This is a genomic window from Stecheria intestinalis (assembly GCF_009696165.1).
Lineage (GTDB): Bacteria > Bacillota_I > Bacilli_A > Erysipelotrichales > Erysipelotrichaceae > Bulleidia > Bulleidia intestinalis.
Window position 1 is genome coordinate 62,001 of sequence record NZ_VUMN01000002.1, and the last position, 25,084, is coordinate 87,084.

Consider the following 25,084-nt stretch of genomic DNA (forward strand, 5'->3'; position numbering starts at 1 on the left):
AGAAAAAAGACTGTTTGTTCCGATGCATTGACGGTATCGAAACATGGCTGAAGGAGGAGGCAAAATATGAAGCTAATTAATCCGAATGATATCAGGTTTGCGATGGTTCCGATTGCCCCGTTTCTCGTAGGACATTCCGTACACTACGAGTGGGTGGCATTTCGGGATGAAGTAAATCAAATCCGGAGAATTGAAGCAGAACCGGTGAAGCATGCGCACTGGATAGAGCACAGAACCAGCAGCGGAAACGTGCATAATGTATGTTCGTGTTGTGGGAAAGAAGTGTCGTATCCGTATGCAAAAAAGAGGTGGAAATATTGCATAGAATGTGGCGCAAAGATGGATGAAGAAATAGAAGGAAAGAGGAAGAAATGAAAATGGATGATAGAGCACTTGAAATCGTAAGGAATTACATCATGGAGCATCTGGATAAGTCTGACCCGACGCCAGACTTTCAAGTATTTACCGTATGGAAGTGCAAAACTCTGCAGAACTGGAAGTACCTGCTTAGTTCAACTCTTTTTGATGGTATGTACTATGAACTGACATACAACGGTGATAAACGCGAGTGGTATCTTGATGCCTATAAGAAGTTCCAGAATGTGCTGGTGAAATAAGCAATGAATAAATATAACGACATTGAGATTCAGACAGCGCAGAACCTGCTGAAAGAAGGCTATAAGTGGATTACAAGAGAGAAAGACAGCAAGATTTGGGCATATAAAAATAAGCCACATAGAGATAAGGACCAACTTTATTGTGCATGGAATTACAACGGAGACTATTTTCAGATCTGTACAAAACATGTTCCTATTTTCCTAAATGTTACGTGTGCTGATAAAGAGCCTGTCAGCCTTGAGGACATCGTACATCCGCAGGTCCTTGATGATGCGGAAAAGCGGTATCTCAGTGCGGTCATTAGGCCGTTCAGAAAATCTGTTAATAGCATAAGAAAAGCANAAGTTTGCGGAGGCGATGAAGCTATCTGCATTGATACAGAAAAAAGGTATATGGTATTCCCACCGTTTGAAAAAGGAACCATGTACAAGGGAATGGAGGCAGGCAAGAGGTACACGCTTGAGGAGCTGGGGCTATGAGGGGGATTGATGACAATTGATGAGCTGGAAGAGCTGCGCTACCTGAATTCCGAGATCAGGGCTGTGCAGCAGGAAATCGAAGGCATGTACAACACCTACAGGTCCCCGGCATTTGAGAAGATCGGATCATCTCCACAGCTCGCTGGAGATCCGACTTCAGAAGCGGTGCAGAAGATCATGGCACTGCAGCAGAAGTACAACCGGATGCTGAACGACATGGCGGATCGGAGAGATCGTGTCAATGCCTGGCTGGTGTCTCTGGATACCGGCGAGATCAAGAGTATCATCCGGTGGCATTATCTTAACGGCAAGAGCTGGAAGCAGACATCAGGGCTGGTGTACGGCGCAAATAGCTATTACAACGCCAGGAAGGCGCTGATGCGGTGGTTTGGAAAGGAAAAATAGGGATTGACGGGAAAAGAAAATTTAGTAACCCGTATGCAATTTGTTTGAAAAGGCATTTCACTGGACGCTATAATTCAATAGGAGCAGGAGGGCGTCATGACAGAGCAGAATTATGAATACGTTAGATACGGCATGAAATACCCAAATCTAATGAATAAAAAAGTTCAATACATTGTTCCAAAGACTTCAACTGTCTATGAGGCTTGGAGAAGAACTGGAAAGAATTTGAAAGAAGCAATGGATGAATATGGCAAACAAGTCGAAGCATCCCGTAGTAAAGAACGATAACAATGTTCCAGAAAGTAATACGCAGGCAACTCTTGTTGCTCAGCAATACACAGGGCCAATTCCAATGGCTTCTGAACTCGAAAAATACGAACAAGTATTGCCTGGTGCCGCTGACAGAATTCTTAAAATGGCGGAAAAGAATAACGAGAATGAGATTGATTTGAGAAATAAAACGTTGAAGTACCAGGCAAGAGATACACTGCTTGGAACAATATTTACTTTCTTTACTGTTTTCGCATTCCTTGCGGTTGGTGTGTACCTTGTATCAATAGGTAAAAACGTTTCCAGTTTAGGAGAATGGGTTTCTCTTATTGCAGGTGCTGGAACTATTGCATCCAGTTTTCTTGAAATACACAGATTTCTTTTTCCAAAGAAAGACAAAAGCGATAGTGAATGAAAAAGCGGTTGGCTATTTGCCTTCCGCTTTTCTGATGGTCTCTTCCATTGCTGCCCTGATCACTTCAGACTGTGAGACACCGAGCTTCTTACAGGCTGCTTTGAATTCATCGACGAACTCTGTCTTGTAGGATCCTCCTACCTGTTTCATGTTTTGCTTCTTCCAGTCGTTCTGATACTTGATCTGGTTAAACTCTCCGGATGCTTTTCTTGACATTTTACTTCTTCCTAACGGAACTAATAAGACTTATTACGGCAAGAACTAGCGCAGTAATTGAGATGATAAGCGTGATCCAGTTAATTGTGTTCATTGAATTATTCCTCCTTCACTGATAATATGTAAATGCATTCGAAGCAGAGGAGCTTTCGCTCCTCATGCTGGTTAGCTCTTCTTAGATGATTTCAGCAGAACTATCGCTGTGGCTAGCTGGATAATTGCTGTGGTCATCTCAAGCAGGGCTTTTAATATGTTCGGGTCCATTGCTTGCGTTCCTCCTTTCTTTACATTGATATTATAGCATACTCACTATAATATGCAATAGATTTCCGCATATTTATGCGGTTTTCTGTGCTTTCTTTAATCTCGTCCAAATTGTCCAAATTGGTTCTGCTATATTGATATCGTGAAGAACGGCGGTCAGAAAGATGGCTGCCGTTTTTCTATGAGACCGGGTCCTCCTTCTTCTTAATTGCCAAAATGCCGCTGGCTGGCATCTGTTCATATTCCCGGTCTCTTTCTTTCGGAGAAAACTATGGACGACATCGACAGAGATCATGATCTATCACACATGACACGAGCTCAATACCTGGAAGAGATCAGGCATATTCAGCAGCTTGCTACATGTCCGTGTACAGAGTGCGAGAGCCGGTGCTGGTCCACGGATGAGATAACTGACTGCGATCTTTACCGCCGATGGTGGGACAAGCAGAATGGGATTATACGGTAATGGGACAGGGTAAGTACAAGCGAAATCGTCCTGATAAAGACGGGCACTTCCGTGCAGCATTTGACAAGAACAAGAAGATAATCTATGCGACGCAGACAGTATGTGCGATCTGTGGAAAGCCCGTCGATTTCTCACTGAAGTTTCCGGATCCAATGTCACCGACGATTGACCACATCATCCCGATTGCAAAAGGCGGACATCCTTCTGATCTTGCAAACATGCAGCTTGCCCATCTTGCCTGCAACCGAGCAAAATCAGACAAAGTGATTAACAAGAAGTATATCCCCGAGCAAACCCCGGATAACCGGGTGTTGCCACAATCGATGAATTGGGCACAATACAGATCTTCCTGATCTTGCTATTGAACAGGGGCGGGAGGGACCCCTGCCCCAGGGGTGGCTCGCAACAGCGCCCGATAACTGCGAATATTTCTCGCTGAGTTTTCATTCATTTACATTTTCGTTTTTCTGGCCGCTGTTTGGCGGCCTTTTTGCTGGAGGTAATAGCTGATGGATAAACAGTATAAAGGGATCGCTTATCTGCGCAGAAAGCTGTCAGTAAAGCGTGGGCGTGTACTGATCAGGTACAAGTACTATGAGATGAAAGACAGCCACCAGCCGCGCAATCTGATGGTTCCTCCGGCACTGAGAAACAAATTCAGATTTGTTTCCGGCTGGTGTGCGAAGTCGGTTGATTCTCTTGCAGATCGGCTGCAGTTCAGAGGTTTTGACAATGATAACTTCGACATGGGGACAATCTTCCAGATGAATAATGCCGATGTTCTGTTTGATTCGGCAATTCTTGGAGCTCTGATTTCTTCATGCGATTTCATTTACATTTCTCAGGATGAATTCGGAAACCCTCGGCTGCAGGTCATCGATGGAGCTAATGCAACTGGCATTATCGATCCGATCACCAACATGCTGGAGGAAGGATATGCAGTTCTGCAGCGTGATCCGGATACCGATAAGCCGATCCTGGAAGCATACTTTGTGGCTGGCGAAACCGTGATCTATCAGAATGGGAGGAACCCTTATTCGGTAAGCAATCCAGCTCCATATCCTCTGCTGGTTCCGATTATTAACCGCCCTGATGCAAAGAGGCCATTCGGACATAGCCGTATCTCAAGAGCCTGCATGAGCTACCAGGACAACACAAAGGATGCACTGATGAATATGTGCATCTGTTCGGAAGTGAATTCATTCCCTCAGAAATATATCCTGGGCATGGATCCGGATGCGGAGCCAATGGATGGAGAGAAAGCGTCGATGACCAGATTCCTTCAGATCTATCGAAGTGATGATCCATCTGCTCCGAACCCTTCCATCGGTCAGTTTGCTCAGGCTCAGATGACTCCATACATTGATGAGATCAAAACCTATGCGTCTCTGTTTGCTGGAGAGACCGGATTAACGACTGATGATCTTGGATTTACAACTGTTAATCCTTCAAGCTACGACGCGATCAGAGCATCACATGAAAGTCTCAGACTTGCAGCAAGAAAAGCGCAGAGATCTCTTGGAATCGGATTTATCAATGCCGGATATCTTGCAGCATGCCTGAGAGATAACTATTCATACAAACGGAATCAGATCTATCAGACAAAGCCATTGTGGGAACCTATCTTTGAACCGGATGCATCCGCTATCGGTCTGATCGGAGACGCAGCAGCGAAGGTTAACCAGGCTGTTCCAGGATATTTCGGCAGCAAGAATCTCAGAAATCTGACAGGAATGGATGCGGATAGCAGCGGATCCGGCGGTAGCTTTTGATGGATGTTAAAGATATTCAGGAATCATACCGACGCAGGCTTCAGAATGACAGCCAGATCAATCAGATCCGTAAGAAGGTGGCAGATGGTGATCTGGCTGCTCTGCAGAAATACAGTACGCGTGCTGGCAAGCTTTCTGTTGACTTACTGCAAGAGAGTTTTTCCGATGGAGATCAGGATGATATCAGGCAGGCATTAGAGGCCGTATTTCAGGCAAACTACCAAGCTGTGGCAAATGCATCAAAGGCTGCACAGAAAGCCGCAAATCAAGCCGCTGGACTTGGAATCCAGGCATCTGTGAGTGACTACGAAGATATTGCAGATGACATTGCAAACAAACTGGCCGGATATGAGGATGTCAGAGAAGGACTGGATAAGGTTGCCAAGGATATTGTGCTGCAGTCTCAGAAATATGCTGATGACAGTGAAAGGAAAAGCGCTTCTTTTGCGAATGATTCCGGCTTGGAAGTTCTGGTAAGTCGTGAATATGACGATGTAGGAGTGCATACCACGGATAAAGGTGGCGGTCAGCCGTGCCAGTGGTGCCTGGATCGCTGCGGCACAGATGTCCCGTATCAGGAAGCCTATGACAGAGGCATGTTTGAGCGCCATCCGGGATGCGGGTGCATCATTACCTACAAGACCAAGAGAGGGGTTTTCCGGCAAGGTAAAGGAGACTGGGAGAATAATCAATGGGCGGAGGAATCGGATCGGAAGCGTGAAAAACTGATTTCAAGCGATGAAAAAAGTAACAGCCCTGAAGATATCAAGAAACAGCTTGAGTATCGGAAAGCATACAGCATTGCTGGTGATCTAGTTACTCAGGCGTCTCAGAAAGAAAAAATAGTTACAGAAGATCTGAAGCAGGCTGTTTCGCAAGGAACAGGACATCTGGAAGGATTGCAGTACAGACTAAAAGGTGAGGAATCATTAGCAAGAAAACTTGTAGATAAATCGGCATCAAAAGGAATATCTATTGAAGAGTATGCTGGTAAGGTAACAGATGTTTTGAGGTATACAAGTGTCTCAGATAAAGAATCATTAACGAATGATTTTTTCGTTACTGAAGATAATCTTGGGAAAAATGGTTATACTGTAATTGAAGTCACAAATACATTTGCCCTAAAGAATGTTCCATACAAAGGAATAAATACTCTCGTTAAGGACAAAGAAGGCTATGTGTTTGAACTTCAGTTCCATACTCCGCAAAGTTTAGAGGTAAAAGAGTCAAACCACAAGCTTTATGAAGAGGTTAGACTCGCAGAAACCTCAAAAGAAATGAATAAAAAACTAACTAACCAAATGATTGAAAATGCCTCGAGTATTGGCGTGCCTAATGAAATTGAGCGTATAAAGGATGTGGTCAGATGACAGATTATAACTATTGTTTAGCCTATGACGACGGTAATATTCTCATTAGATATGCTTATAATAAACCTATTCAGCGCTATGATAGGCTGAAAGAGAAATGGGTAACGGACTGGGATATGACAGGGATTTTTTCGGGTGATATTCCTTGCAAAATGTTGACTGAACAGGAGGTTAACAAGCAGATCAGAAATGAGCAATATTCTTGAGAAAGCAAAAGAAATTGCCAGAAAAGCTCATCTCGGGCAAAAAGACAAAGCGGGAGAAGATTATATTTATCATCCGCTTTGGGTGTCTGCGCATGTTGATGGAGAGAAAACAAAGACTGCTGCACTTCTGCATGATGTGCTTGAGGATACATCAGTAACATCTAAGGATCTTCTCAATCAGGGAATTCCAAGGGAAATTGTCAATTCGGTGATTGTGCTGACACGCAAATCAGGAGAAGACTATTTTGACTATATTAAGCGGGTAAAAAAAGATCCTGTAGCGAGACAAGTAAAAATTGCTGATCTGAAGCACAATATTGATCTAAGCAGGTTACCAAAAGTAACAGAAGAAGATATTAAGCGCAACAAGAAATATCGGAAAGCACTTGAATACTTGGAGAATTGAGCACCTTCGGGTGCTTTTTCTATGGAGGAAGTGATAATGTCAGATACAATTTATGTTCTGAAATTAGGTAATTATCTATTTGGCGGAAATGTTTTGCATGGAGAAAAGACTATTTCGACAGTAACGAATAATCTATTTGAAGCGGAATACGACCACGATAGAAAAGAAGTGGAAAGATGGCGTGAGAAATTCGGAGGAGAGATTCTTCAGGTGGAAATAAAAAGTCATACTATGCCTGCTTTTGAAGAAAACAAGATGAGAAAAGTATCTGGCTTAGAAGCGTTATATGAATTAGAAAAGCTCGCAAATCCGTTACAAGAATGGCTGAAGGCAAATTATGATCCAATGTGCGAGATTATCATTAGTGAAGAAGAAATAAAAGTCCTGTCGGAAGAAACAAGTATTCCGACAGAATCAAATTGCTAAAGAATTCTAATATGCGGGTATTTTCGGATAAAAGTATTAAAGTACTTTCCTTTGGAATTACTCCTCATGAGATTCAGGTAGATCAATTCAGGAACTCCTGCAAACTGATAAATATGATGATCGACAAATTCAATCTCAAGAATCATTTTTGGCTTATCATATCCAACAGATAGCAGATGTGAAGATCTTACTAATGTACGCTGCATTTTATTTCCTTTCTAGCCGCTGGAACGGCAAGAAAAGTATAGCATCCAGTTTCGGGATGCTTTTTTGATAGAGGAATATGAGAAAGATATTCAGACCGCCGAAGAAGAGTGACAACGGATAGGAGGAGTCATGGCTGAACCTAACAGAATAGGTCGCCAGACTCCTACACAATCCGTTGTTCTTCCATATACGAAAACGCACGGTGAAGAAGCAATAAAGCTATACGAGAAAACCAAGCGAACTGCTCAGGACTGGCAGAAGCTGCTGATCTATGACATCCTGTCATACAACGATGATGGTTTATGGGTACATACAAAATTCGGATATGAGGTATCACGTCGAAACGGAAAGAATGAAGTAATTGCAATCCGGGAGCTATATGGGCTGATCAATGGCGAGCATATGCTGCACACAGCCCACCGGACAATGACTTCAAATTCTGCATGGGTACGGCTGTGCCAGCTTCTTGAAGATGCAGGATACAAGGAAAAAGAAGACTACACTTCATACAAGCAGTATGGCCTTGAGCGTATCGAGATGGCAGATGGAAAAGGATCCATTGCTTTCCGAACCAGAACCTCGAAGGGAGGCCTTGGCGAGGGATTCGATCTGCTGGTCATCGATGAAGCACAGGAATACCAGGATGATCAGGAAACAACACTGAAGTATGTTGTCTCATCTTCCGCAAATCCGCAAACGCTGTTCTGCGGGACGCCGCCTACTCCGGTATCATCCGGAACAGTATTCATGCATCTGCGGGGAGACGTTCTATCCGGTAACACGTATAACACCGGGTGGGCTGAGTGGTCAGTAGATCAGCTGACGGACCCGAATGATAAAGATGCCTGGTACGAGACGAACCCATCACTGGGAACGATCCTGACCGAGAGAAAGATCCTGGATGAGATCCCTTCAGGGAAATCAAATGAAGATATTCTTGACTTCAATATTCAGCGTCTTGGCTACTGGACGACTCAGAACCTTCATTCTGAGATCAGTGAGAACCAGTGGGATGAGCTGAAGGCTGATAAGCTGCCAAAGCTGAAAGGGAAGCTGTACGTCGGGATCAAGTTCGGAGCTGACGGAAGAAATGCTTCCATGAGCATTGCAGTGAAGACTTCCTCCGATAAGATTTTTGTTGAATCCATAGACTGTCAGCCTAAGCGAAATGGAGACGGATGGATCCTGCGGTTCCTGAAAGAAGCAGATGTTGAGAATGTCGTGATTGACGGGGCTAATGGTCAGAAGATTCTTACCGATGAGATGAAAGACTTCGGAATCAGAAAGGCTCCGGTTATCCCGAAGGTTGGAGATATTATCGAGGCAAATTCATTGTTTCAGCAGATGCTGGACGAAAAGATGATCTCTCACATGGGACAGCGGTCTCTGAAACAGTCTGTCTGCAATGTGCAGCGCCGTGCGATTGGATCAAATGGAGGATTTGGATACAAGTCCATCAGAGAGAACGTAGATGTATCACTGATGGAATCAATGATTBTTGCGCTATGGTCCTGCAAGAAGACCAAGGAGCGCAGGAAACAGAAATTCGTCTATTAAAGCGGAGAAATCCGCTTTTTTAGATATTTACGCATACCATGCGGATTGAAATGGGGAAAGGAGACTTAAATATGGATTTCACACCGATTACAACACAGGAACAGTTTGAATCAGCAATCAAGGAAAGAATTAATCGCGAACGCGATACCGTCAGCAAAAAGTATGAGAGTTGGGTTTCTCCGGATGATCTGAAGAAGGTCAAAGATGACTATGCAAAACAGATCTCCGATTTGACGAAAGCAGCAGAAGATAACGCCAAGAAATACGCTGATTATGACAAGAAGATTGCTGAAAAGGATGCCAAGATCAAGGGTTACGAGTCCGCCTCGGTAAAAACGCGAATTGCCCATGAAACAGGCCTCCCGTATGAACTTGCAGGCAGGCTTTCCGGAGACGATGAAGATTCAATCCGGAAAGATGCTGAGAATCTGGTGAAGCTGATCGGCAAGCAGCCGCATGTCACTACGCCTATGGCGGAAGGCAATGACGACACAGGAAAAGAATCGAAGAACAGCGCATTGAAGGCGCTGGCGAAAGGATTGAGAGGAGAATAGTAAATTATGGGACTGATCACGACTGGAACAGATGTATTTCCGAAAGAGCTTGTAACTGATGTATTCAGCAAGGTGAATGGGCATTCGTCTCTGGCAAAGCTGTCTGCTCAGAAGCCAGTTCCGTTTGCAGGAACTACACAGTTCACATTTGCAATGGATGGAGAAGCATCCATCGTTGGAGAAGGCGCTAAGAAGCCTGCCGGAGATGCAAAGTTTACACCGGTAAGCATTACGCCGATCAAGTTTGTTTATCAGCATCGTCTTTCCGATGAATTCGTGAACATGGCTGAAGAACAGCAGCTTCCGTATCTTGAAGCATTTACGGATGGATTCTCGAAGAAGATGGCACGTGCTCTTGATATTGCGGCAATGCACGGTGTAAACCCGGCAACAGGTACTGCTGTTGATTCTCTGGCATCCAAGAATTTTGACATGGATGCAATCGGAAAGGTCGAAACAACTGCAGGTGCAGAGGATGATGACATTGATTCCGCTGTTCAGACAATCATTGGGGCAGGCGGAGCAGTTACAGGTCTGGCAATTGCGCCAGCATTCGGTGCTTCTCTGGGAAAGATCAAAGTGAACGGTGTTGCACAGTATCCGGAATTCCGATTCGGGCAGAATCCTGATGCGTTCTATGGAATGAATTCTGATGTGAATAACACGGTTTCTTTCGGTGCTTCTAAGGATCTGGTTATCCTCGGCGACTTCCAGAATGCATTCAAATGGGGTTATGCAGAATCTGTACCGTGTGAGATCATTCAGTATGGTGATCCGGATGGCCAGGGAGATCTGAAGCAGATGAACCAGATTGTGCTTCGTGCTGAGGCTTACATCGGCTGGGGCATTCTGGAGAATTCCTTCTTCAAGAAGATCGTTCAGAAGGCAGGCTGATGAAGTATAGGAACATCAAAAGCGGAAACGTGATTGATATTCCATCTGTGCTGATTGATAGAGATTGGGAGGCTGTTTCAGACAAGCAGCCTCTCATTTCTTCTAATGTTACAGAGAAGAAAAAGAAGGCGGTGAGATCAAATGGACGAAAGCTTCGCGGCAGTCGATGACCTGAGCATCATGTGGCGGAAGCTCACACTGGATGAGCAGGAAAAGTGTGCTGCCATCCTTCCGGTTATTTCCGATCAGCTCCGCTATGAGGCAAAGAAAGTCGGAAAAGATCTCGATCAGATGATTGAAGCCGGCGACATTCCGAAGAATGTAGTTAAATCTGTCACGGTTGATATTGCTTCCAGGTATATCGAGCAGAGCGCTTCTGACAAATCGACTCTGCTTAGCCAGGAATCTCAGTCAGCGCTTGGATACTCCTGGTCTGGAACATATACAAATACAGGCGGCGGCATCAGCATCATGAACAAGGATCTGAAGCGCCTCGGTCTGAATCGTCAGCGCTATGGGATGGTAGATATCTATGGGCTTGAAAGGGATAACAGTTAAACTGATCCAGCGTAAAGAGACAGGAAGGGATGAGTTCAACGCTCCGATCTATCAGGAACTGGAACCTGTTTCTGTTGATAATGTGCTGGTCGCTCCGCTGTCTTCTCAGGAGCTTCTTGAAACCGTGAACCTTTATGGGAAGAAAGCAGTCTATCAGATTGCAATTCCGAAAGGGGATGAGCATTCCTGGGAGGATGCAATTGTAGAATTCTTCGGAAAGAGATGGCATGTATTCACGCTTTCGCAGAAAGGTATCGATTCCCTCATTCCGTTAGCCTGGAATGATAAGTATCAGGTGGAAAGATATGAGTGATGATTTCAAGCTGGTGCTGAATAAGTCTGGAGTAAATAAGCTGCTGAAAGCTGCAGAAACCAGAGCGATGGTGCAGAACCTGGCAAATCAGAAAGTCGCTGCAATGGGAGACGGATACAAAGTGAACATCAACTATTCCAGCAAAGACGGTCGTGTGACCGCTTATGTCTATCCGGAGACGGATAAGGCAAAGCAGGATAATCTTGATAACAATACCGTCCTGAAGGGAGTAGGCGGATGATCGCTGAGACAAAGATCATAGAACTTCTTCTGAAAAGCGGAATCGATACATATATGGAGCGGCCGAAAGATGCTCCGGAGGAATACTGCATCGTTGAGCGGACAGGATCTTCAAGCTCAAATTATGTGACAACGGTGACGATTGCGGTTCAGTCGATTTCCGGGAGTCTCGCAAAAGCTGCAAAGCTGAATGAGAAAGTAAAGAAGATCCTGCTGACTGCAGATATTGAAGGAATATCTTCAATCAAGCTGATGAGTGATTACAACTTCACGAATACTGCAGCTAAACAGCATCGTTATCAGGCTGTTTATTCGGTTGTGACGAAAGAACTTTAATGGAGGAAAGCATTATGCCAAATAACACAGATTACGTAACTACAGGGAGACCTAAATCTACAGGTGCCATTTTTTATGCGCCGAAAGGTACAACTCTTCCAACGAGTGCAGATACAGAACTTGATAAGGCTTTTACATGCGTCGGATTGATTAGTGAAGACGGACTGAAGCGTTCTATCAAGCGCACGACAAAGGAAATCAAAGACTGGGGAGGCAATACAGTTAAGGTTGTTCAGACCGAAGTTAAAGAAACCTTTGCGTTTGCAATGATTGAGGCCTTGAATGCAGCAGTGCAGAAAGCAACCTATGGAAATGCCAGCGTCAGCGGAGATCTTGGTACTGGTCTTACTGTAAAACACGATTCCAGTGAACCTGATGAGTTTGCATGGGTAATTGATCAGGTCATGTCTAATGGAGATCTTTTCCGGATCGTTATCCCGAACGGAAAATCAACAGATCTTGACGATATTAATTTTAAGCCGGATGAGCCAATCGCCTATGGTGTAACTATTACGGCAGTAGCTGACGGAGATGGAACTACATCGAAAGACTATATCAAAGCAAAGGCTTCTGCCTGAGGAGTAACAGATGAAGGGCAAGACAAAAACCGGATTCGAGTGGAAAGTTAACGCCGAAGCAATTGATAACTGGGAACTTGTTGAAATTCTGACGGAGGCCGATAAAGGAAGCTCTTCGGCACTGATCCAAGGAATGAAGATGGTTCTTGGAGATGAAGGATACAGCGCATTGAAAGAGCATGTTCGTGGTCTTTCGAAGGATGGCATTGTGCACAGTACATCTATGTCTTCGGAGTTTCTTTCATTCCTCAATTCGATCAACGAAGAAAAAAACTGATTGCCCTTGCCGGGGCGCTGCATGACTATCATGATGAAATCGTGTGTGATCTTGCAGAGGCATATCATTTATATGACATGAAGGCACTGCGACCGTCTCAGATCGCAGTGCTTGTTTCCGGTTTAGGGGCAAATTCAAGAGTATCAAAGAAGCGCAATGGAATAGTTCATGAGTTACCTGATCAGTTGCTTGAAGCAATTTTAATCGACAAGCTGACAAATGTGATATGGCTTCTTGCGGATCATTCCGAAAGAGAATATCCACCGAGAATCACTGACTGGGTCTTCGGAAAAGACCAGCAGCAGGATAATGCTCAGAAAAACGTCAGATCATTCGATAGTCAGGAAGACTTTTTCAAAGCGCGCTATGGAGGTAACAAATGGCAGAAGGAATCGAACTAGCGACCGCTTATGTGCGAATCGTGCCTACAACGGAGAATATATCTGACAACCTTTCTTCTGCTCTTGGAGATCCGTCAAAAAAAGCCGGTGAAGATGCTGGAAAGAAAGCAGGAAGCGGGTTCTCCGATTCCTTCGGGAAAAACCTTTCTAATGTTGGAGATACATTTTCAAAGAAGGTTTCTGTCCCGTTAACAGCTGGGATAACTGCGGCAATGGCTTCCTGGTCTAAAGTAGACGCAGGACTTGATACAGTTGTTCAGAAAACAGGAGCAACTGGAGAAGCGCTGGAACAGATGCAGAAGTCTGTTCAGAACATTGCGACATCAATGCCGGTCACTTTCCAGGATGCAGGTACAGCCATCGGTGAGGTAAATACCAGATTCGGAGTGACAGGAGATCAGCTGGAACAGCTTTCCACTGACTTTCTGAAGTTTGCTCAGGTCAATAGCGTTGATGTTAACGGGTCAATTGATAACGTTCAGAAGACTCTGAGCGCTTTCGGCCTGACTGCGGATGACGCAGGAGCAATGCTCGACACGCTGAACAAGGTTGGCCAGGATACGGGCATCTCGATGGATACGCTTGAAGCTGATATGGTATCCAATGCGACTGCGCTGCAGAGCCTTGGGCTGAATGCTGCAGATTCTGCGCATCTCCTGGGCGAACTGGAAAAATCCGGTGCAGATGTGTCTACAGTCATGATGGGACTGAGCAGAGTCCAGGCAAATGCAATGTCTGACGGTGTTTCCATGCAGGAAGAGTTTGCAAAGGCAGTAGGAAGCTCTGATGAAGCTGTATCAATCTTCGGATCAAGAGCCGGTGCAAAGCTGTATGAGCTCTTCAGCAACGGGACGCTGAATGCAGATATGTTTACCACCTCTCAGTATTCACTTCAGGATGCATTGGGATCGACCGGAGATACCTTTGATGCGATGCAGGATCCTGCTGATCAGTGGCAGACGGTGCTGAACAATCTGATGGTTCTTGGGTATCAGTTCGGAGAAGCGGTAATGCCGACCATTACGGGCGTTGTTCAGACGGCTATTCCGATTATCCAGAAGTTTACTGATCTATGGTCTTCTCTGTCTCCGTCAACACAGGACCTGATTGTCAAAGCAGCTCTTGTAGCTGCAGCTGCAGGGCCTGTGATGTCAGTAGGCGGGAAGCTGATCAGTGGTACTTCTTCCCTGGTTTCTCACCTTGGAAGTTTTGCTTCTAGGGCAGGAGGTGCGACTTCGAAGCTAAGCAGTTTCGGATCCACAGCTGCATCTGCATCCGGAGGAGTCGGATCCGCGGCAACGTCATTCGGACAGTTAGCAGGTCAGGCGTTGTCTCTGGTTGCTCTGGGGGCAGGAATTGCGCTTGCAGGCGTTGGCATTAAACAGGTTGCATCTGCGGCTGTACAGGTAACACAGGCAGGTCCGGGAGCTGGCGCAGCGATGGCATTGATGATCGCTTCGATTGCTGGATTGGCAGCAGGAGCGGCAGCATTGGGACCTGCTTTGACAGCTGGGTCTGTTGGCTTTGTAGCATTTGGAGCGGCAGTCCTTGGGGTTGGAGCTGGAGTTGATCTTGCGGCAACTGGAATCGCAAAGCTTGCAGAGCAGCTGCCGACGGTTTCTGTCTATGGGACGACTTCGGCAACAGCTGTGCTGATGCTCTCTACTTCAATGACAGCATTCGGGGCAAGCTCAGCTATTGCGGCTGCAGGCGCGCTTGCTCTGGCAACTGGGTTTACCGGGATGTCTGGGAGCATGACACTTGTATCTACTGCAAGCCTTGCATTCAATCCGGCGATCAAGAAGATGACAGAGCACTTTGACAAGCTGATTCAGCAGTTTCCGAAGATCAAAACCGGAATCACGAACCTGAAGGCGGATCTTTCGACCATGAAAACATCCTTCAGCCAGGCAAATGATGAAATCTCGAAAACAATGGATACCATGAAGAAGAAGGTCATCGACAGCATCGATGAGATGGCAAAGAAATTCAAGAATACAAAATTTGAATTCAACCATCATATCGAGATGCCGCATTTCTCGATGAGCGGGAGCTTTAACGGAAAAACAGGGGAAGTTCCGTCTGTTTCTGTTTCCTGGTATCGAAAGGCAATGGAACAGCCATTTGTTTTGAATGGGGCAACAATATTCGGGGCTATCGGTGATCATCTGCTGGGAGGTGGAGAGGCAGGAAAAGAAGTCATTATGTCGGAATCGTATCTTCGCAATCTGCTCTCAAGCGAGAACGAATATACGGCCAGAGGAGATTTCAACCAGTCTATCACGATCAATGCTCCTACAGAGCTGGATCCTAGCGAGATTGCTCGGCAGACCAGGAATGCAACACGAGAGTACATTCTTGCAATGAAGGGGGTCTGACATGGGAAACAGAGTTATCACCTGTGAGAACCAGTTCAACATCAAAGGAATATTCAGTGAAAAATCCTTTCCTTTTCTGCTTTCGGATGCAGACGGGCTGTATCAGATGGCAGCATCCGTCAATCTGTCGTCCAATACGATGAATGACGGAGCTGTTTATCACAGTTCGGCGTTGAAGAAGCGAAATATCGTGCTGACATTGTCTGATGTAGGCGATCATACCGAACATCGGGCATTTCTGAATGAACTGTTTGTTCCGAAAAGTTCTGGAGTTCTCACACTGGATGAAGGGAGTGAGCATCGGAAGATTGAGTACTATGTCGAAAGCATGAAATCAACCGGACTTGATGCTTACAGGTCCTATACCATTTCGCTGATCTGCCCGGATCCGTATTTCTATGATCTGGAAGATTCTGAGGTAACCATGTCTTCGTTCCTGCCGTCGTTCTATTTCACGCACTACTTCAAATCAGCGAAAGAAGAGTTCGGATATCGCCAGAAAGAAAAGATCCAGACGATCTACAACGAAGTTGGTATTGGCGGTACCGGAATGAAGATCGAGATCACCTGCAATGGTGACGTGAAGAATCCATCTATCACTCGTGTGGAGTCCACGCAGAGCATTACCGTCGGTACTTCAAGCAAGCCGCTGAATCTGGTGGCTGGCGATCGAGTGATCATCACGACCTATGACGCTGATAAGCAGGTTTATCTGGTGCATGAAGGGATTACTACGAAGATCAATCAGTATCTGTCCGAGGATTCCTATTTCATTCAGCTGGAGAAAGGCACAAACAGCATCGGATACAGTGCTGCTGCAGGAGTAGACAACATGATTGTTAAGATCACATATAAGATCAGGTATGCAAGCGCATGAATCTGGAAATCAGAGTTTATACGGCAGATATGCAGTTTCAGGGACTCGTGGAAAACGAGTCCTCTTTTCAATGGACCAGGAAATACTTTGAACCCGGAAAGTTTGAGCTGCACTGCCCGATTACTGACAGCAATAAGGATCTGCTGAGACGGGGAAATCTGGTATGGAAGCGGGGAGCCGTGGAGGCGGGAGTGATTGAATCTCTGACCTATCACGAAGACGCCTCCAAGGCGGAAATCACTGCCAGCGGCAGATTCCTTTCGTCGTACATGAGCAGGAGATTGATTAGGCCCTTTTATCACATTGAAAATGGCCTGGTCGAGACTGCGATCAGAGCGATCTTCAGCAATGCTGCAGCGATTCCGTTAGTGGAGCTTGGACCAGTAAGAGGATATACAGAAAAGGTAACTTTTCAGGCAACCTATAAGAATCTGCTGACATATGTAGAAAAGCTGGCGAAATACAGCGAGACCGGTTTCCGGTTTCGCCCTGACTTCGTCAATAAGAAGATCATTTTCGAACTGTACCGAGGAGTTGACCACACTGCAGGTCAGAATACAAACCAGAGGATTATCTTCTCTGACTGGTATGGNAATCTATCCAAAACGGATTATTCCGAGAATGATCAGGCATACAAGAATGTATGCTATGTCGGCGGGCAGGGGGAAGGAACGGCCAGGACGTATGTCACTGCTGGAAATGATTCTCTGACTGGCCTGGATCGCAGAGAAGTGTTTCTTTCTGCATCAGATATTCAGAATGAGAATCTGACAGACGACCAGTACAAGGCTGCTCTGATCCAGCGCGGAACCGACGAACTGAAGAAAGACAACCTGGCAGTATCAGTCAGCAGTGAAGTGGATCCGAACGGAAATTTCAAATACGGATCTGACTATGACCTTGGAGATGTAGTTACAGTCAGGAAAGATTCGTTTGGAGTATCGAAGGATCTGAGGATTACAGAGATCAATGAAATCTATGAGAACGGGATCTATAAGATCACCCCGACCTTCGGATCGCCGCTTCCTGACAGCATTGACTGGTCTGACAAGTGAGGAATTGAAATGACATTGAAGATATCAGAAATGCAGCCGGACAATGTATTCGCTCAGCTGCAGAAAGGAATCAAATGCATCGCAATTGATTTCGAGCGAGGCGAATATATCGACCTGTCCGGGCAGAACGTTAGCAATATTCAGCGGCTTACGGAAAATGAGAACGTGAAATTCTTTACGGTAGAGAGGAGTGAAAGCTGATGGCGGATCAGTATGGGCTTTTCTGGAACTCGGTTAACAATGACCGAGGATATACCGCTGATTCATTTGCTGAATGGCTGAATCACTTCTTTACGACTGGGGTTTTCTCCGGGGAGCTGCAGGTAACTGCGGTTTCTGGCATGGATATAAAAGTAGCATCCGGATATGCGAATCTGAAAGGTAAGGTTCGCTTTTTTGATTCTGCTACAACATATACCCTTGCCACAGCTGGGGCAACCTATCCGCGAATAGATACGGTCGTTGTAGAGCGAAATGACACGGATCGGAAGATCTCTATTAAGGTTGTGACCGGTACGTATAACGGCAGTAATCCATCTCCTACGGCTCCGGTCAGATCTGCAGCAATATATCAGATCGTTCTTGCACAGATCTATGTTGCAGCAGGTGCCACCAAGATCACGCAGGCGAATATCACTGATACCCGAAGCAATACTTCTATCTGCGGAATTGTTACCGGGACAGTTAAGGAAATGGATTACAGCCAGTTTGCCTCACAGTTCAACGGGTATTATTCACAGTTCAAGGCGTCGAACAAGGCTGACTTTGATGCATGGTTCAATGCCATGAAGGGACAGCTGACAACCGATGCTGCAGGTAAGCTTCAGACAGAGGTTGATACGATTAACTCGAATGTCAGCAAGCTGCAGACATCTGTGAACTCGCTGAATTCCAAGATGGCCACAACGAAAAAGAACATCACGCTCAAGGCATCGAGCTGGTCGAGCGGAACATATACGATCAGCGACAGTTTGATCACTGCTGCAAGCTATCAGGAAATCATTCCTGCAGAATCGATCACAACTGATCAGATGAATGCACTTCAGAGGGCGTCTCTTGTACAGACTGCTCAAGCAGCTGGATCAATCACGATCAAAGCGTTCGGAACTGTTCCATCAATCGATATTCCGATCATCGTTATTTTCAGAGGAGAGAAATAAATGAAACTGATTGTAAACACGCATGAGTACGAGATCAATGAAGGATCTACCTTTTCCGCTATCGGCATGACTGCAAAGACTATGGCAGAGTTCGATGCTATCTATGCAGACTTGAAAGATTGCACGCATGTAAATCTTGATGGAACCGAGCATACCAATCTCGTTCCGGAATCTGTGATGATGAATTGCAAGCTGTCTGGGGAAATCACGATGACATTTGTTCTCCGTGAAAAGACGCATGATGAGCTTGTCCAGGATCAGATCAACGAGCTGCAGAACGCTCTTGCTGAACTGGCAGGAGGTGAGATCTGATGGGATACATCTATGCAAGAATCATCCGCCGTGGAGCAAAAACACTGGAGGACGTTCCTGAAAAGTACCAGGAAGCCACGAAGGCAGCGTATTTTGAATTGTTTGGGCTGGAGCTGGAATAATGGCCAACGTCATAAATTTCGGGGGGGGTATGAACCCTTACCCTGTAGGTAGTATTTATCTTTCAGTTACCGACACAGACCCTTCAGAATTGTTCGGCGGGACTTGGGAGAGGATCAAAGGAAGGTTCCTAATCGGCGCCGGTGAGAATGATGCAAATTCAAATAACGATTGGGGAGAATATGCTTCAGGAACTATTAACTGGCCGGCTGGTGAGACAGGCGGATCACCGTGGCATCAGCTCACTCAGGCAGAGCTTCCTCAAGGTGTTGCTCTCACTAAGGAGCTATCGGCTGGAGATTGGAGCCTCGGAGTATGGAATGGTGACGATGCAAAAAGCGGTGGATATGGAGCCTATTTGCAGGGTCAATACAATTCTCCGAGCGGAGGGAATGCAGTGAATAAAATACCGCCATATCTGGCGGTTTACATGTGGAAACGAACAGCATAGGAGGATCAATGTCAACAATCATCAAAACCGGAGGCGGAGTCCCGGTTCAGGACTATGAGGCGCTGCAGGCGCAGCTTAACAGTCTGCAGAACCAATACAACAGTTTGCAGAGCGAACATAATACATTGGTTGGTGATTATGCCTATTACAGGCAGACGCATGCGCACACAAACGAAGAATACGAAGCACATGACATTGTTCGCAGCAAGACTATTGGAATTTGGTGCAGGTGGTATGGTGGAGAAAAAGGCCATCAGTTAATTGTTGATGGAAACGAAATTGGATATACAGGACAAAATGGGGATAGCAGCCGTACGGTATATTACACAGTTACAATTTAAAAGGAGGAAACCAATGCCAACAATAATTCGGTGCGGGGGGGGGTATCCCCGTGAGTGACTACGAATCTTTACAGAATGAATTCAACAATTACAAATCCAGTCATGCTCATACCAACGATGAATACAACAGCTACGGGTCAGAGCAGTACACGGCGGGAGCAAATGAAGAAAAAGTTCATTATAAAGGTATATACGTTTCTCAGGGTTATCATTATAAAAGTTATTATTCTTCAGTTCTGGATTCTGGGCACTCTTCTGCGACCATCGCTTATGCAGTCAGGAGTGGTACGGGAACAGGCACAGCTGAACTTCAGGGATCCACCGATGGCTCTACATGGAAAAATCTTGAAACCTGCTCTGGTGACAATGCGATCTATGGAATAAAAACATATAGCTATAGATATTATCGGGTTTCCTTTCAAGACTGGTACGACGGAAGCAAAAGCGGTGCAGTAATAGCCACAGTTTCCGGGAACTAAATGGAGGATTCATGACAGACAGCCAGGAGTTTGCGTATCTAATTGCATTATAAACTCACTAGACAGTGAGCTTTTTATTATGGAGGTAGAAAATGACACCAGCAGAATTTCATTCCCGGTATCAGGGCTGGGGGGAAGATATCGATGGCGTGGCAGGAGTTCAGTGCGTTGATCTGGCAAAAGAGTTTTTCCGGATAGTAGGAGTCCCGAACTACTCCGAACCGATCGGTGGCGATGGCTACGCTGACAACATCTGGTACAACCGCCAGAAATGGGCAAAGTGGTTTGACTTTATCAAGCCTGGCCATTTCCAGGACGGGGACATGGTACTATTCCCTCACGCAAAGCGAGGGGGCAAGACACACAAGAGTAGTCACGTCTGCTTTTTTTATTCCCCGGATATCGAGTTCGGTACTAACCAGAGCATATCCAGGAGAGCATGCGACAAGAGAACAAACTATTCCGATGCACTAGGTGCGTTACGGTGGAAAGGATGGGAGAAAATGGAACTGAAAGACGGATACCAGGAGATTACGATCTCCGGTGTCAAAGTCACGGCATACAAATCAGATAAGAAGGTCGGGCTGATCAATGCTGGCGGTCTGAAGCGATTGGATCAGATCGACATGGACGGCATCTTGATCTATGAGAGATCCGGCAACGATCTATTTGACGCTGCAGGTACAGTCTACGGACCACGGATCTGCCTGAATGGCAAGGTTGATGAACCGGAAGACAGCAAGAACTATCTATATTACGCGATCCTGAAAGACGGATCGCTTTCTTTTGGAGACTGGGATGGCAAGTACAAAGACCCGGCAGCATATCAGTGCATGTTCAGCCCGAAGGCAATCTACGCGGTCGGAAAGACTCCGAAGTACGCCCCGCAGTATGGAATCCGCGCACTAAGCGAATCAGTATGGCAGGCCTACGTTGCGCACCTGGCAGATGGATCATTTGTTAAGGGAGTCTCCAAAGGGCCGCTGAAAGCCGCTGCTCTCTGGGCGGGACTGCAGGCATACGGAGCAGACAGCCTGGCCATCATGGATGGAGGGTCCGGAGGGATCGGATCAGCACAGCAGAGATACTGGGATGGATCGAAAGCGGTAGACGCACAGACATCAGGAAGAGCTGTTGGGGATATCATCGTGTTCTATGAGCCTGCATCTGAGACCGAGAAACCAGATGATTCGAGCGAATCTGCGAAGGACGACTATCAGTCCATGTACCAGGAAAAATGCGCAGAACTAGCCACTCTGCAGGCAAAATACGAAGCCCTGCAGCAGACCAATCAGGAGAATCTGCAGACCGCAACCGATTTGAAGAAGAAATACGAGGAAGCGATCAATGAAGCCCTCGACATTCTCAAGGGCGTAACAGCTGGATGAGGATTTTAGGCGAGGATCCAGAACTGCGGCAGCAGCTGATGGGAGTGCTCATGGTAGCCGCCGCTGCGCCCGGATTCTGGGAATTTATCCGCTGGGTGTGCTCTGCTGCATATACTGCGCTGACCGGTAAACGACAGATCACGAACAAAGACCTGTCTGATCGGATGGATCAAGCGGATCGGCGAAGCGCCAAAATGCAGGACGACATCACAGCGATGGCGGAAGCGTTCAGGGCACACCATGACGAAAACCTGGAAGAGCGTGCAAAAAACAATAGATCTAAGATCCTCCGCTTTGACGATGAGCTCCGTATAGGCATCCGGCACAGTTATGAATATTTCGAGGACATCTTACGTACAGTCAAAGAGTACGAAGATTATTGTGAAGCGCATCCGAAGTTCAAGAACCGCCAGGCTGAATCCGCAATCAGTCACATTCAAAGCGCCTACGACAAAGCGCACGAAGAGAACTCGTTCATTTAAGGAGGAGACAATGAAACTACCGAATAATGTTTATGACGTATTGAAATGGGCTTGCCTGATCGCAGTGCCAGCAGTCATCACGCTGATCAGCACGCTGGGAACGATCTACGGCCATGACACGACTATCATCACTGCTACCATCGGAGCCGTGGCCACATTCGTTGGCGCTCTGATCGGTATCAGCAACAGCAATTTCTACAACGATAGCAGCGACTCTGGCGACGAAAACTGAAAGGGGGCGATCACATGTTCCGTGTAACTACGCCGGAAATCACGATTGCTCTGAAAAACTCTGACATTGATCTGTCTGCCGCGCAGCAGATTGAAGTGACGATCAAGCAGCGGAATCTGACCATTACCAAGATCAAGGAAAATCTATCTGTGAACAGCGAGCTAAGAACGGTATCGTTCACGCTGACTCAGGAGGAGACACAGAAGCTCTCTGTCGGTACTGCCAGCATTCAGATGCGAGTGAAAACGGAAGGCGGACAGGTTCTGACGCACATGCCGATCCCGTGCGAGGTGAACCAGTCACTGAGTGAGGCAATCCTATGACAGACAATGTGCTGGATGTGACGCTGGAAGAGGGCGGAGGAACACTCTCTGTTTCGCTGGAAGAAGGCGGTGGAACCAAGGATTACAGGTACCTCGCCAACAAGCCTATGATCAACTCCGTCGAGCTGATCGGAGATAAGACGGCGGAAGATCTGATGCTCCAGGGCACAATGGAAGCAATCGCAGAACACGACATTGACATTTTAATGTATGGAGGGAATTAACATAAAATTATGGCTGCTAAAAAGTATTTGGACGACACAACCCTATCGTATTTCTGGGGACGTCTGAAAACGTATTTCGTGCATCAGGAAACAGGCAAGGGTCTGTCTGCAAACGATCTGACCGATGCCCTGAAGAAGAGCTATGACGGAGCTGTTACAAACGTCAACAACCTGGTCTCTGGTGGAGCAGAGGCAAACAAAATCAACACGATTGCAGTAAACGGTACGGTCGTGAACCCTGACACCAGCAAGAAGGTATCCATCACGGTTCCGACGAACGTATCTCAGCTGTCGAATGATAGCTCATACCAGACGGCATCCCAGGTGTCTACGGCCATCGCAACAGCGGTCGGGAAAATCACTGGGATCTCATTCAGTATCGTTGAGTCACTGCCTACAACGGGGCAGAATGGCGTAATCTACCTGATTTCACATTCTCACTCCGACTCTGGCGACTCCTACGATGAGTACGCATGGATCGCGAGCGCATCGAAATACGAGAAATTGGGCAACACCGATGTGGATCTGAGCGGGTATCTGAAGATTTCGGACATGTCTGCAATTACGACTGCAGAAATTGACGCGATGATCGGATGATGGGTGTGAGCTATGGCTAACACCTTTTTAAATAAAGACGGTCTGTCTCACCTGGTCAGTAAGCTCAAGACCTATATCGCAAGCCAGATTTCAGCCCATACGTCCAACAAGAGCAATCCGCATGGGGTGACGAAATCGCAGGTAGGCCTGGGAAGTGTTACGAACATTGACCAGTCCAAGGCAATCAAGAGCATTACCAGGAGCGGGACTACGTTCACAGCCACGGCGCTGGATGGAACCCAAACCACATTCGACCAGCAGGACAGCAACACAACATACGGGAACATGAAAGGTGCTTCTACTAGTGCCGCGGGATCAGCAGGACTTGCGCCTGCTCCTGCTGCCGGTGCTGCTAATAGATATCTCCGCAGCGACGGCACCTGGGCTGTACCGCCGGATAGCAACACAACATACGGAGTAGCATCATCCAGTTCTAACGGACTAATGAGTGCAGGTGATAAAGCGAAACTGGATGGGATTGCTGCAGGAGCTAACAAGTACACTCATCCTGCATACACTGCTAAATCGAGTGGTCTGTACAAAGTAACCGTCGATGGAACTGGGCATGTAAGTGCTGCAACAGCTGTAACAAAGGCTGATATTACTGCATTGGGTATTCCAGGACAGGATACTAATACTACGTACTCTGACGCGACGACAAGCGCGCACGGTCTGATGACTGCGGCTGATAAATCAAAACTTAACGGAATAGCGAGCGGAGCAACAAAAAATATCTCGACTGTCAAATCCTTCACACTTTCTGCCTCCAGCTGGTCTTCCGGAGCTTACACCATATCCGACAGTCTGATCACGGCATCCAGTAACCAGGAAGTCCTTCCGGCCACCACCATCACAGCAGCACAGTACAATGCACTAAGTAAAGCGCAGATCATCGATGGCGGGCAGTCAGCAGGTAAGTTGACATTGAAAGCCCTGGGTACTGTTCCGACGATTGATATCCCGATAAGGGTTATTTTCAGAGGCACAATCTGAGAGGGGGTGATCCATAATCTATGGACGTTTTCATCTATGAAGACGGTCCATTTGAGCATCACTGCCCCGACGTACCGGAGAAAGACCGGGACCGGGCCGTCACGCCCGATCGTGACAATCGTAACTATTTGTGTGAACAAAGCATTCGACATCTAATTAATTCGGACAGCCGCTCGGATATCTCTGAGCGGTTTTTTTATTTTGGACGCGTAAAGGTGGCTAAAAGTTGACCAAAAGTTGACCAGGGTATTAAAAAACCGCATTGTTATGCGGTTTTTTAACGAATGGAGCAGATGAGCGGAATTGAACCGCCGTGTCCACCTTGGCAAGGTGGCGTTCTACCATTGAACTACATCTGCACTAGAATGGCGGTTCGGACGAGGATTGAACTCGCGATCTCCTCCGTGACAGGGAGGCATGTTAGCCACTACACCACCGAACCAC

The 25,084-nt window shown here is 46.5% G+C and carries 41 protein-coding genes and 2 tRNA genes; 39 read left to right on the forward strand and 4 right to left on the reverse strand.

What is annotated here, in order from left to right; all coding sequences use genetic code 11:
• The first annotated feature begins 66 nt into the window (after positions 1 to 66).
• From FYJ51_RS01730 to FYJ51_RS01755, 5 genes are all read left to right on the forward strand, one after another.
• Positions 67 to 375 carry a hypothetical protein gene (locus tag FYJ51_RS01730; protein WP_154502493.1) on the forward strand — a complete coding sequence of 103 codons (309 nt, stop codon included), beginning with the start codon at positions 67 to 69 and terminating at the stop codon, positions 373 to 375.
• Positions 372 to 617, forward strand: coding sequence for a DUF6275 family protein (locus tag FYJ51_RS01735; protein WP_154502496.1), 246 nt, complete (start codon positions 372 to 374; stop codon positions 615 to 617). The genes FYJ51_RS01730 and FYJ51_RS01735 overlap by 4 nt, the downstream gene beginning before the upstream one ends.
• Positions 618 to 1,106: 489 nt before the next feature.
• Complete coding sequence (locus tag FYJ51_RS01745; protein ID WP_154502502.1) at positions 1,107 to 1,502, forward strand: hypothetical protein; 396 nt, start codon at positions 1,107 to 1,109, stop codon at positions 1,500 to 1,502.
• 96 nt (positions 1,503 to 1,598) lie between these two features.
• Positions 1,599 to 1,790 carry a hypothetical protein gene (locus FYJ51_RS01750; RefSeq protein WP_135358154.1) on the forward strand — a complete coding sequence of 64 codons (192 nt, stop codon included), beginning with the start codon at positions 1,599 to 1,601 and terminating at the stop codon, positions 1,788 to 1,790.
• A complete protein-coding gene (locus FYJ51_RS01755) occupies positions 1,750 to 2,187 on the forward strand; it encodes a DUF2335 domain-containing protein (RefSeq protein WP_205946114.1) in 438 nt (145 codons plus the stop codon). Before FYJ51_RS01750 ends, FYJ51_RS01755 begins: the two co-directional genes overlap by 41 nt.
• Positions 2,188 to 2,199: 12 nt before the next feature.
• Here FYJ51_RS01755 and FYJ51_RS01760 read toward each other — a convergent pair whose 3' ends face one another.
• On the reverse strand, positions 2,200 to 2,403 hold the full coding sequence (locus FYJ51_RS01760) for a hypothetical protein (protein ID WP_154502507.1): 204 nt from the start codon (positions 2,401 to 2,403) through the stop codon (positions 2,200 to 2,202).
• Positions 2,404 to 3,132: 729 nt separating this feature from the next.
• On the opposite strand from FYJ51_RS01760, the gene FYJ51_RS01765 reads away from it, so the two are divergent.
• From FYJ51_RS01765 to FYJ51_RS01790, 6 genes are all read left to right on the forward strand, one after another.
• Complete coding sequence (locus FYJ51_RS01765) at positions 3,133 to 3,486, forward strand: HNH endonuclease (protein WP_154502510.1); 354 nt, start codon at positions 3,133 to 3,135, stop codon at positions 3,484 to 3,486.
• A 156-nt stretch (positions 3,487 to 3,642) separates the two neighbouring features.
• Positions 3,643 to 4,905, forward strand: a complete 1,263-nt coding sequence (locus tag FYJ51_RS01770; protein ID WP_235897195.1) for a hypothetical protein — start codon at positions 3,643 to 3,645, stop codon at positions 4,903 to 4,905.
• A complete protein-coding gene (locus tag FYJ51_RS01775; RefSeq protein WP_154502513.1) occupies positions 4,905 to 6,275 on the forward strand; it encodes a hypothetical protein in 1,371 nt (456 codons plus the stop codon). The genes FYJ51_RS01770 and FYJ51_RS01775 overlap by 1 nt, the downstream gene beginning before the upstream one ends.
• A complete protein-coding gene (locus tag FYJ51_RS01780) occupies positions 6,272 to 6,481 on the forward strand; it encodes a hypothetical protein (protein WP_154502516.1) in 210 nt (69 codons plus the stop codon). Before FYJ51_RS01775 ends, FYJ51_RS01780 begins: the two co-directional genes overlap by 4 nt.
• Positions 6,465 to 6,887 (forward strand): HD domain-containing protein, encoded by a 423-nt coding sequence (locus FYJ51_RS01785; protein WP_154502519.1) that lies wholly within the window; start codon positions 6,465 to 6,467, stop codon positions 6,885 to 6,887. Before FYJ51_RS01780 ends, FYJ51_RS01785 begins: the two co-directional genes overlap by 17 nt.
• 36 nt (positions 6,888 to 6,923) lie before the next feature.
• Positions 6,924 to 7,313, forward strand: coding sequence for a hypothetical protein (locus FYJ51_RS01790; protein WP_154502522.1), 390 nt, complete (start codon positions 6,924 to 6,926; stop codon positions 7,311 to 7,313).
• Here the strand turns inward: FYJ51_RS01790 and FYJ51_RS13905 are convergent.
• Positions 7,310 to 7,519 (reverse strand): KTSC domain-containing protein, encoded by a 210-nt coding sequence (locus FYJ51_RS13905; protein WP_154502525.1) that lies wholly within the window; start codon positions 7,517 to 7,519, stop codon positions 7,310 to 7,312. The two genes, FYJ51_RS01790 and FYJ51_RS13905, sit on opposite strands and share 4 nt — an antisense overlap.
• A gap of 130 nt (positions 7,520 to 7,649) precedes the next feature.
• On the opposite strand from FYJ51_RS13905, the gene FYJ51_RS01800 reads away from it, so the two are divergent.
• The 28 genes from FYJ51_RS01800 to FYJ51_RS01930 all read left to right on the forward strand — a co-directional run bounded on the left by FYJ51_RS01800 (position 7,650) and on the right by FYJ51_RS01930 (position 24,640).
• Positions 7,650 to 9,077, forward strand: coding sequence for a terminase TerL endonuclease subunit (locus FYJ51_RS01800; protein WP_154502528.1), 1,428 nt, complete (start codon positions 7,650 to 7,652; stop codon positions 9,075 to 9,077).
• A 71-nt stretch (positions 9,078 to 9,148) separates the two neighbouring features.
• A complete protein-coding gene (locus tag FYJ51_RS01805; RefSeq protein ID WP_205946115.1) occupies positions 9,149 to 9,631 on the forward strand; it encodes a capsid assembly scaffolding protein Gp46 family protein in 483 nt (160 codons plus the stop codon).
• Between the two features lie 6 nt (positions 9,632 to 9,637).
• Complete coding sequence (locus FYJ51_RS01810) at positions 9,638 to 10,525, forward strand: phage major capsid protein (RefSeq protein ID WP_154502534.1); 888 nt, start codon at positions 9,638 to 9,640, stop codon at positions 10,523 to 10,525.
• On the forward strand, positions 10,525 to 10,695 hold the full coding sequence (locus tag FYJ51_RS01815) for a hypothetical protein (RefSeq protein WP_154502537.1): 171 nt from the start codon (positions 10,525 to 10,527) through the stop codon (positions 10,693 to 10,695). The genes FYJ51_RS01810 and FYJ51_RS01815 overlap by 1 nt, the downstream gene beginning before the upstream one ends.
• Positions 10,667 to 11,083: a phage Gp19/Gp15/Gp42 family protein gene (locus FYJ51_RS01820; protein WP_154502539.1), complete on the forward strand. Its 417-nt coding sequence runs from the start codon at positions 10,667 to 10,669 to the stop codon at positions 11,081 to 11,083. The genes FYJ51_RS01815 and FYJ51_RS01820 overlap by 29 nt, the downstream gene beginning before the upstream one ends.
• Positions 11,058 to 11,396, forward strand: coding sequence for a hypothetical protein (locus FYJ51_RS01825; protein ID WP_154502542.1), 339 nt, complete (start codon positions 11,058 to 11,060; stop codon positions 11,394 to 11,396). The genes FYJ51_RS01820 and FYJ51_RS01825 overlap by 26 nt, the downstream gene beginning before the upstream one ends.
• The gene (locus FYJ51_RS01830; protein WP_154502545.1) at positions 11,389 to 11,637 is read left to right on the forward strand and encodes a hypothetical protein; all 249 of its coding nucleotides are present in this window, start codon (positions 11,389 to 11,391) and stop codon (positions 11,635 to 11,637) included. The genes FYJ51_RS01825 and FYJ51_RS01830 overlap by 8 nt, the downstream gene beginning before the upstream one ends.
• Positions 11,634 to 11,972 (forward strand): hypothetical protein, encoded by a 339-nt coding sequence (locus FYJ51_RS01835; protein ID WP_205946116.1) that lies wholly within the window; start codon positions 11,634 to 11,636, stop codon positions 11,970 to 11,972. The genes FYJ51_RS01830 and FYJ51_RS01835 overlap by 4 nt, the downstream gene beginning before the upstream one ends.
• Before the next feature lie 14 nt (positions 11,973 to 11,986).
• Positions 11,987 to 12,550, forward strand: a complete 564-nt coding sequence (locus FYJ51_RS01840) for a phage tail tube protein (RefSeq protein ID WP_154502548.1) — start codon at positions 11,987 to 11,989, stop codon at positions 12,548 to 12,550.
• Between the two features lie 10 nt (positions 12,551 to 12,560).
• Positions 12,561 to 12,827, forward strand: coding sequence for a hypothetical protein (locus FYJ51_RS01845; RefSeq protein WP_154502550.1), 267 nt, complete (start codon positions 12,561 to 12,563; stop codon positions 12,825 to 12,827).
• 41 nt (positions 12,828 to 12,868) lie between these two features.
• Entirely contained in the window at positions 12,869 to 13,228 is a 360-nt protein-coding gene (locus tag FYJ51_RS01850) for a hypothetical protein (protein ID WP_154502553.1), read from the forward strand.
• A complete protein-coding gene (locus FYJ51_RS01855; protein WP_154502556.1) occupies positions 13,207 to 15,606 on the forward strand; it encodes a phage tail tape measure protein in 2,400 nt (799 codons plus the stop codon). Before FYJ51_RS01850 ends, FYJ51_RS01855 begins: the two co-directional genes overlap by 22 nt.
• Position 15,607: 1 nt before the next feature.
• Complete coding sequence (locus FYJ51_RS01860; protein ID WP_154502559.1) at positions 15,608 to 16,483, forward strand: phage distal tail protein; 876 nt, start codon at positions 15,608 to 15,610, stop codon at positions 16,481 to 16,483.
• A complete protein-coding gene (locus FYJ51_RS01865; protein WP_154502562.1) occupies positions 16,480 to 17,538 on the forward strand; it encodes a siphovirus ReqiPepy6 Gp37-like family protein in 1,059 nt (352 codons plus the stop codon). Before FYJ51_RS01860 ends, FYJ51_RS01865 begins: the two co-directional genes overlap by 4 nt.
• Positions 17,539 to 17,547: 9 nt before the next feature.
• On the forward strand, positions 17,548 to 17,739 hold the full coding sequence (locus FYJ51_RS01870; RefSeq protein ID WP_154502565.1) for a hypothetical protein: 192 nt from the start codon (positions 17,548 to 17,550) through the stop codon (positions 17,737 to 17,739).
• The gene (locus FYJ51_RS01875) at positions 17,739 to 18,698 is read left to right on the forward strand and encodes a hypothetical protein (protein WP_154502567.1); all 960 of its coding nucleotides are present in this window, start codon (positions 17,739 to 17,741) and stop codon (positions 18,696 to 18,698) included. Before FYJ51_RS01870 ends, FYJ51_RS01875 begins: the two co-directional genes overlap by 1 nt.
• Positions 18,699 to 19,010, forward strand: coding sequence for a hypothetical protein (locus FYJ51_RS01880; RefSeq protein ID WP_154502570.1), 312 nt, complete (start codon positions 18,699 to 18,701; stop codon positions 19,008 to 19,010).
• The gene (locus FYJ51_RS13780; protein ID WP_268892631.1) at positions 19,010 to 19,132 is read left to right on the forward strand and encodes a CD1375 family protein; all 123 of its coding nucleotides are present in this window, start codon (positions 19,010 to 19,012) and stop codon (positions 19,130 to 19,132) included. Before FYJ51_RS01880 ends, FYJ51_RS13780 begins: the two co-directional genes overlap by 1 nt.
• Entirely contained in the window at positions 19,132 to 19,581 is a 450-nt protein-coding gene (locus tag FYJ51_RS01885) for a phage baseplate protein (RefSeq protein ID WP_154502573.1), read from the forward strand. The genes FYJ51_RS13780 and FYJ51_RS01885 overlap by 1 nt, the downstream gene beginning before the upstream one ends.
• Before the next feature lie 8 nt (positions 19,582 to 19,589).
• Positions 19,590 to 19,922 (forward strand): hypothetical protein, encoded by a 333-nt coding sequence (locus FYJ51_RS01890; RefSeq protein ID WP_154502576.1) that lies wholly within the window; start codon positions 19,590 to 19,592, stop codon positions 19,920 to 19,922.
• Between the two features lie 50 nt (positions 19,923 to 19,972).
• A complete protein-coding gene (locus FYJ51_RS01895; RefSeq protein ID WP_154502579.1) occupies positions 19,973 to 20,401 on the forward strand; it encodes a hypothetical protein in 429 nt (142 codons plus the stop codon).
• Positions 20,402 to 20,493: 92 nt separating this feature from the next.
• On the forward strand, positions 20,494 to 21,789 hold the full coding sequence (locus FYJ51_RS01900) for a hypothetical protein (protein WP_154502582.1): 1,296 nt from the start codon (positions 20,494 to 20,496) through the stop codon (positions 21,787 to 21,789).
• Positions 21,786 to 22,271: a hypothetical protein gene (locus tag FYJ51_RS01905; RefSeq protein ID WP_154502585.1), complete on the forward strand. Its 486-nt coding sequence runs from the start codon at positions 21,786 to 21,788 to the stop codon at positions 22,269 to 22,271. Before FYJ51_RS01900 ends, FYJ51_RS01905 begins: the two co-directional genes overlap by 4 nt.
• 10 nt (positions 22,272 to 22,281) lie before the next feature.
• Entirely contained in the window at positions 22,282 to 22,503 is a 222-nt protein-coding gene (locus FYJ51_RS01910; protein ID WP_154502588.1) for a phage holin, read from the forward strand.
• 14 nt (positions 22,504 to 22,517) lie between these two features.
• A complete protein-coding gene (locus FYJ51_RS01915) occupies positions 22,518 to 22,826 on the forward strand; it encodes a hypothetical protein (RefSeq protein ID WP_154502591.1) in 309 nt (102 codons plus the stop codon).
• Positions 22,823 to 23,050: a hypothetical protein gene (locus tag FYJ51_RS01920; RefSeq protein WP_154502594.1), complete on the forward strand. Its 228-nt coding sequence runs from the start codon at positions 22,823 to 22,825 to the stop codon at positions 23,048 to 23,050. The genes FYJ51_RS01915 and FYJ51_RS01920 overlap by 4 nt, the downstream gene beginning before the upstream one ends.
• Before the next feature lie 27 nt (positions 23,051 to 23,077).
• Positions 23,078 to 23,647, forward strand: a complete 570-nt coding sequence (locus FYJ51_RS01925; protein ID WP_154502597.1) for a hypothetical protein — start codon at positions 23,078 to 23,080, stop codon at positions 23,645 to 23,647.
• 12 nt (positions 23,648 to 23,659) lie between these two features.
• Entirely contained in the window at positions 23,660 to 24,640 is a 981-nt protein-coding gene (locus FYJ51_RS01930; protein WP_154502600.1) for a hypothetical protein, read from the forward strand.
• A gap of 285 nt (positions 24,641 to 24,925) precedes the next feature.
• Here FYJ51_RS01930 and FYJ51_RS01935 read toward each other — a convergent pair.
• Positions 24,926 to 24,999 (reverse strand) — tRNA-Gly (locus FYJ51_RS01935).
• A gap of 7 nt (positions 25,000 to 25,006) precedes the next feature.
• Positions 25,007 to 25,082: transfer RNA gene (locus tag FYJ51_RS01940), tRNA-Asp, on the reverse strand.
• Between the last annotated feature and the right edge of the window lie 2 nt (positions 25,083 to 25,084).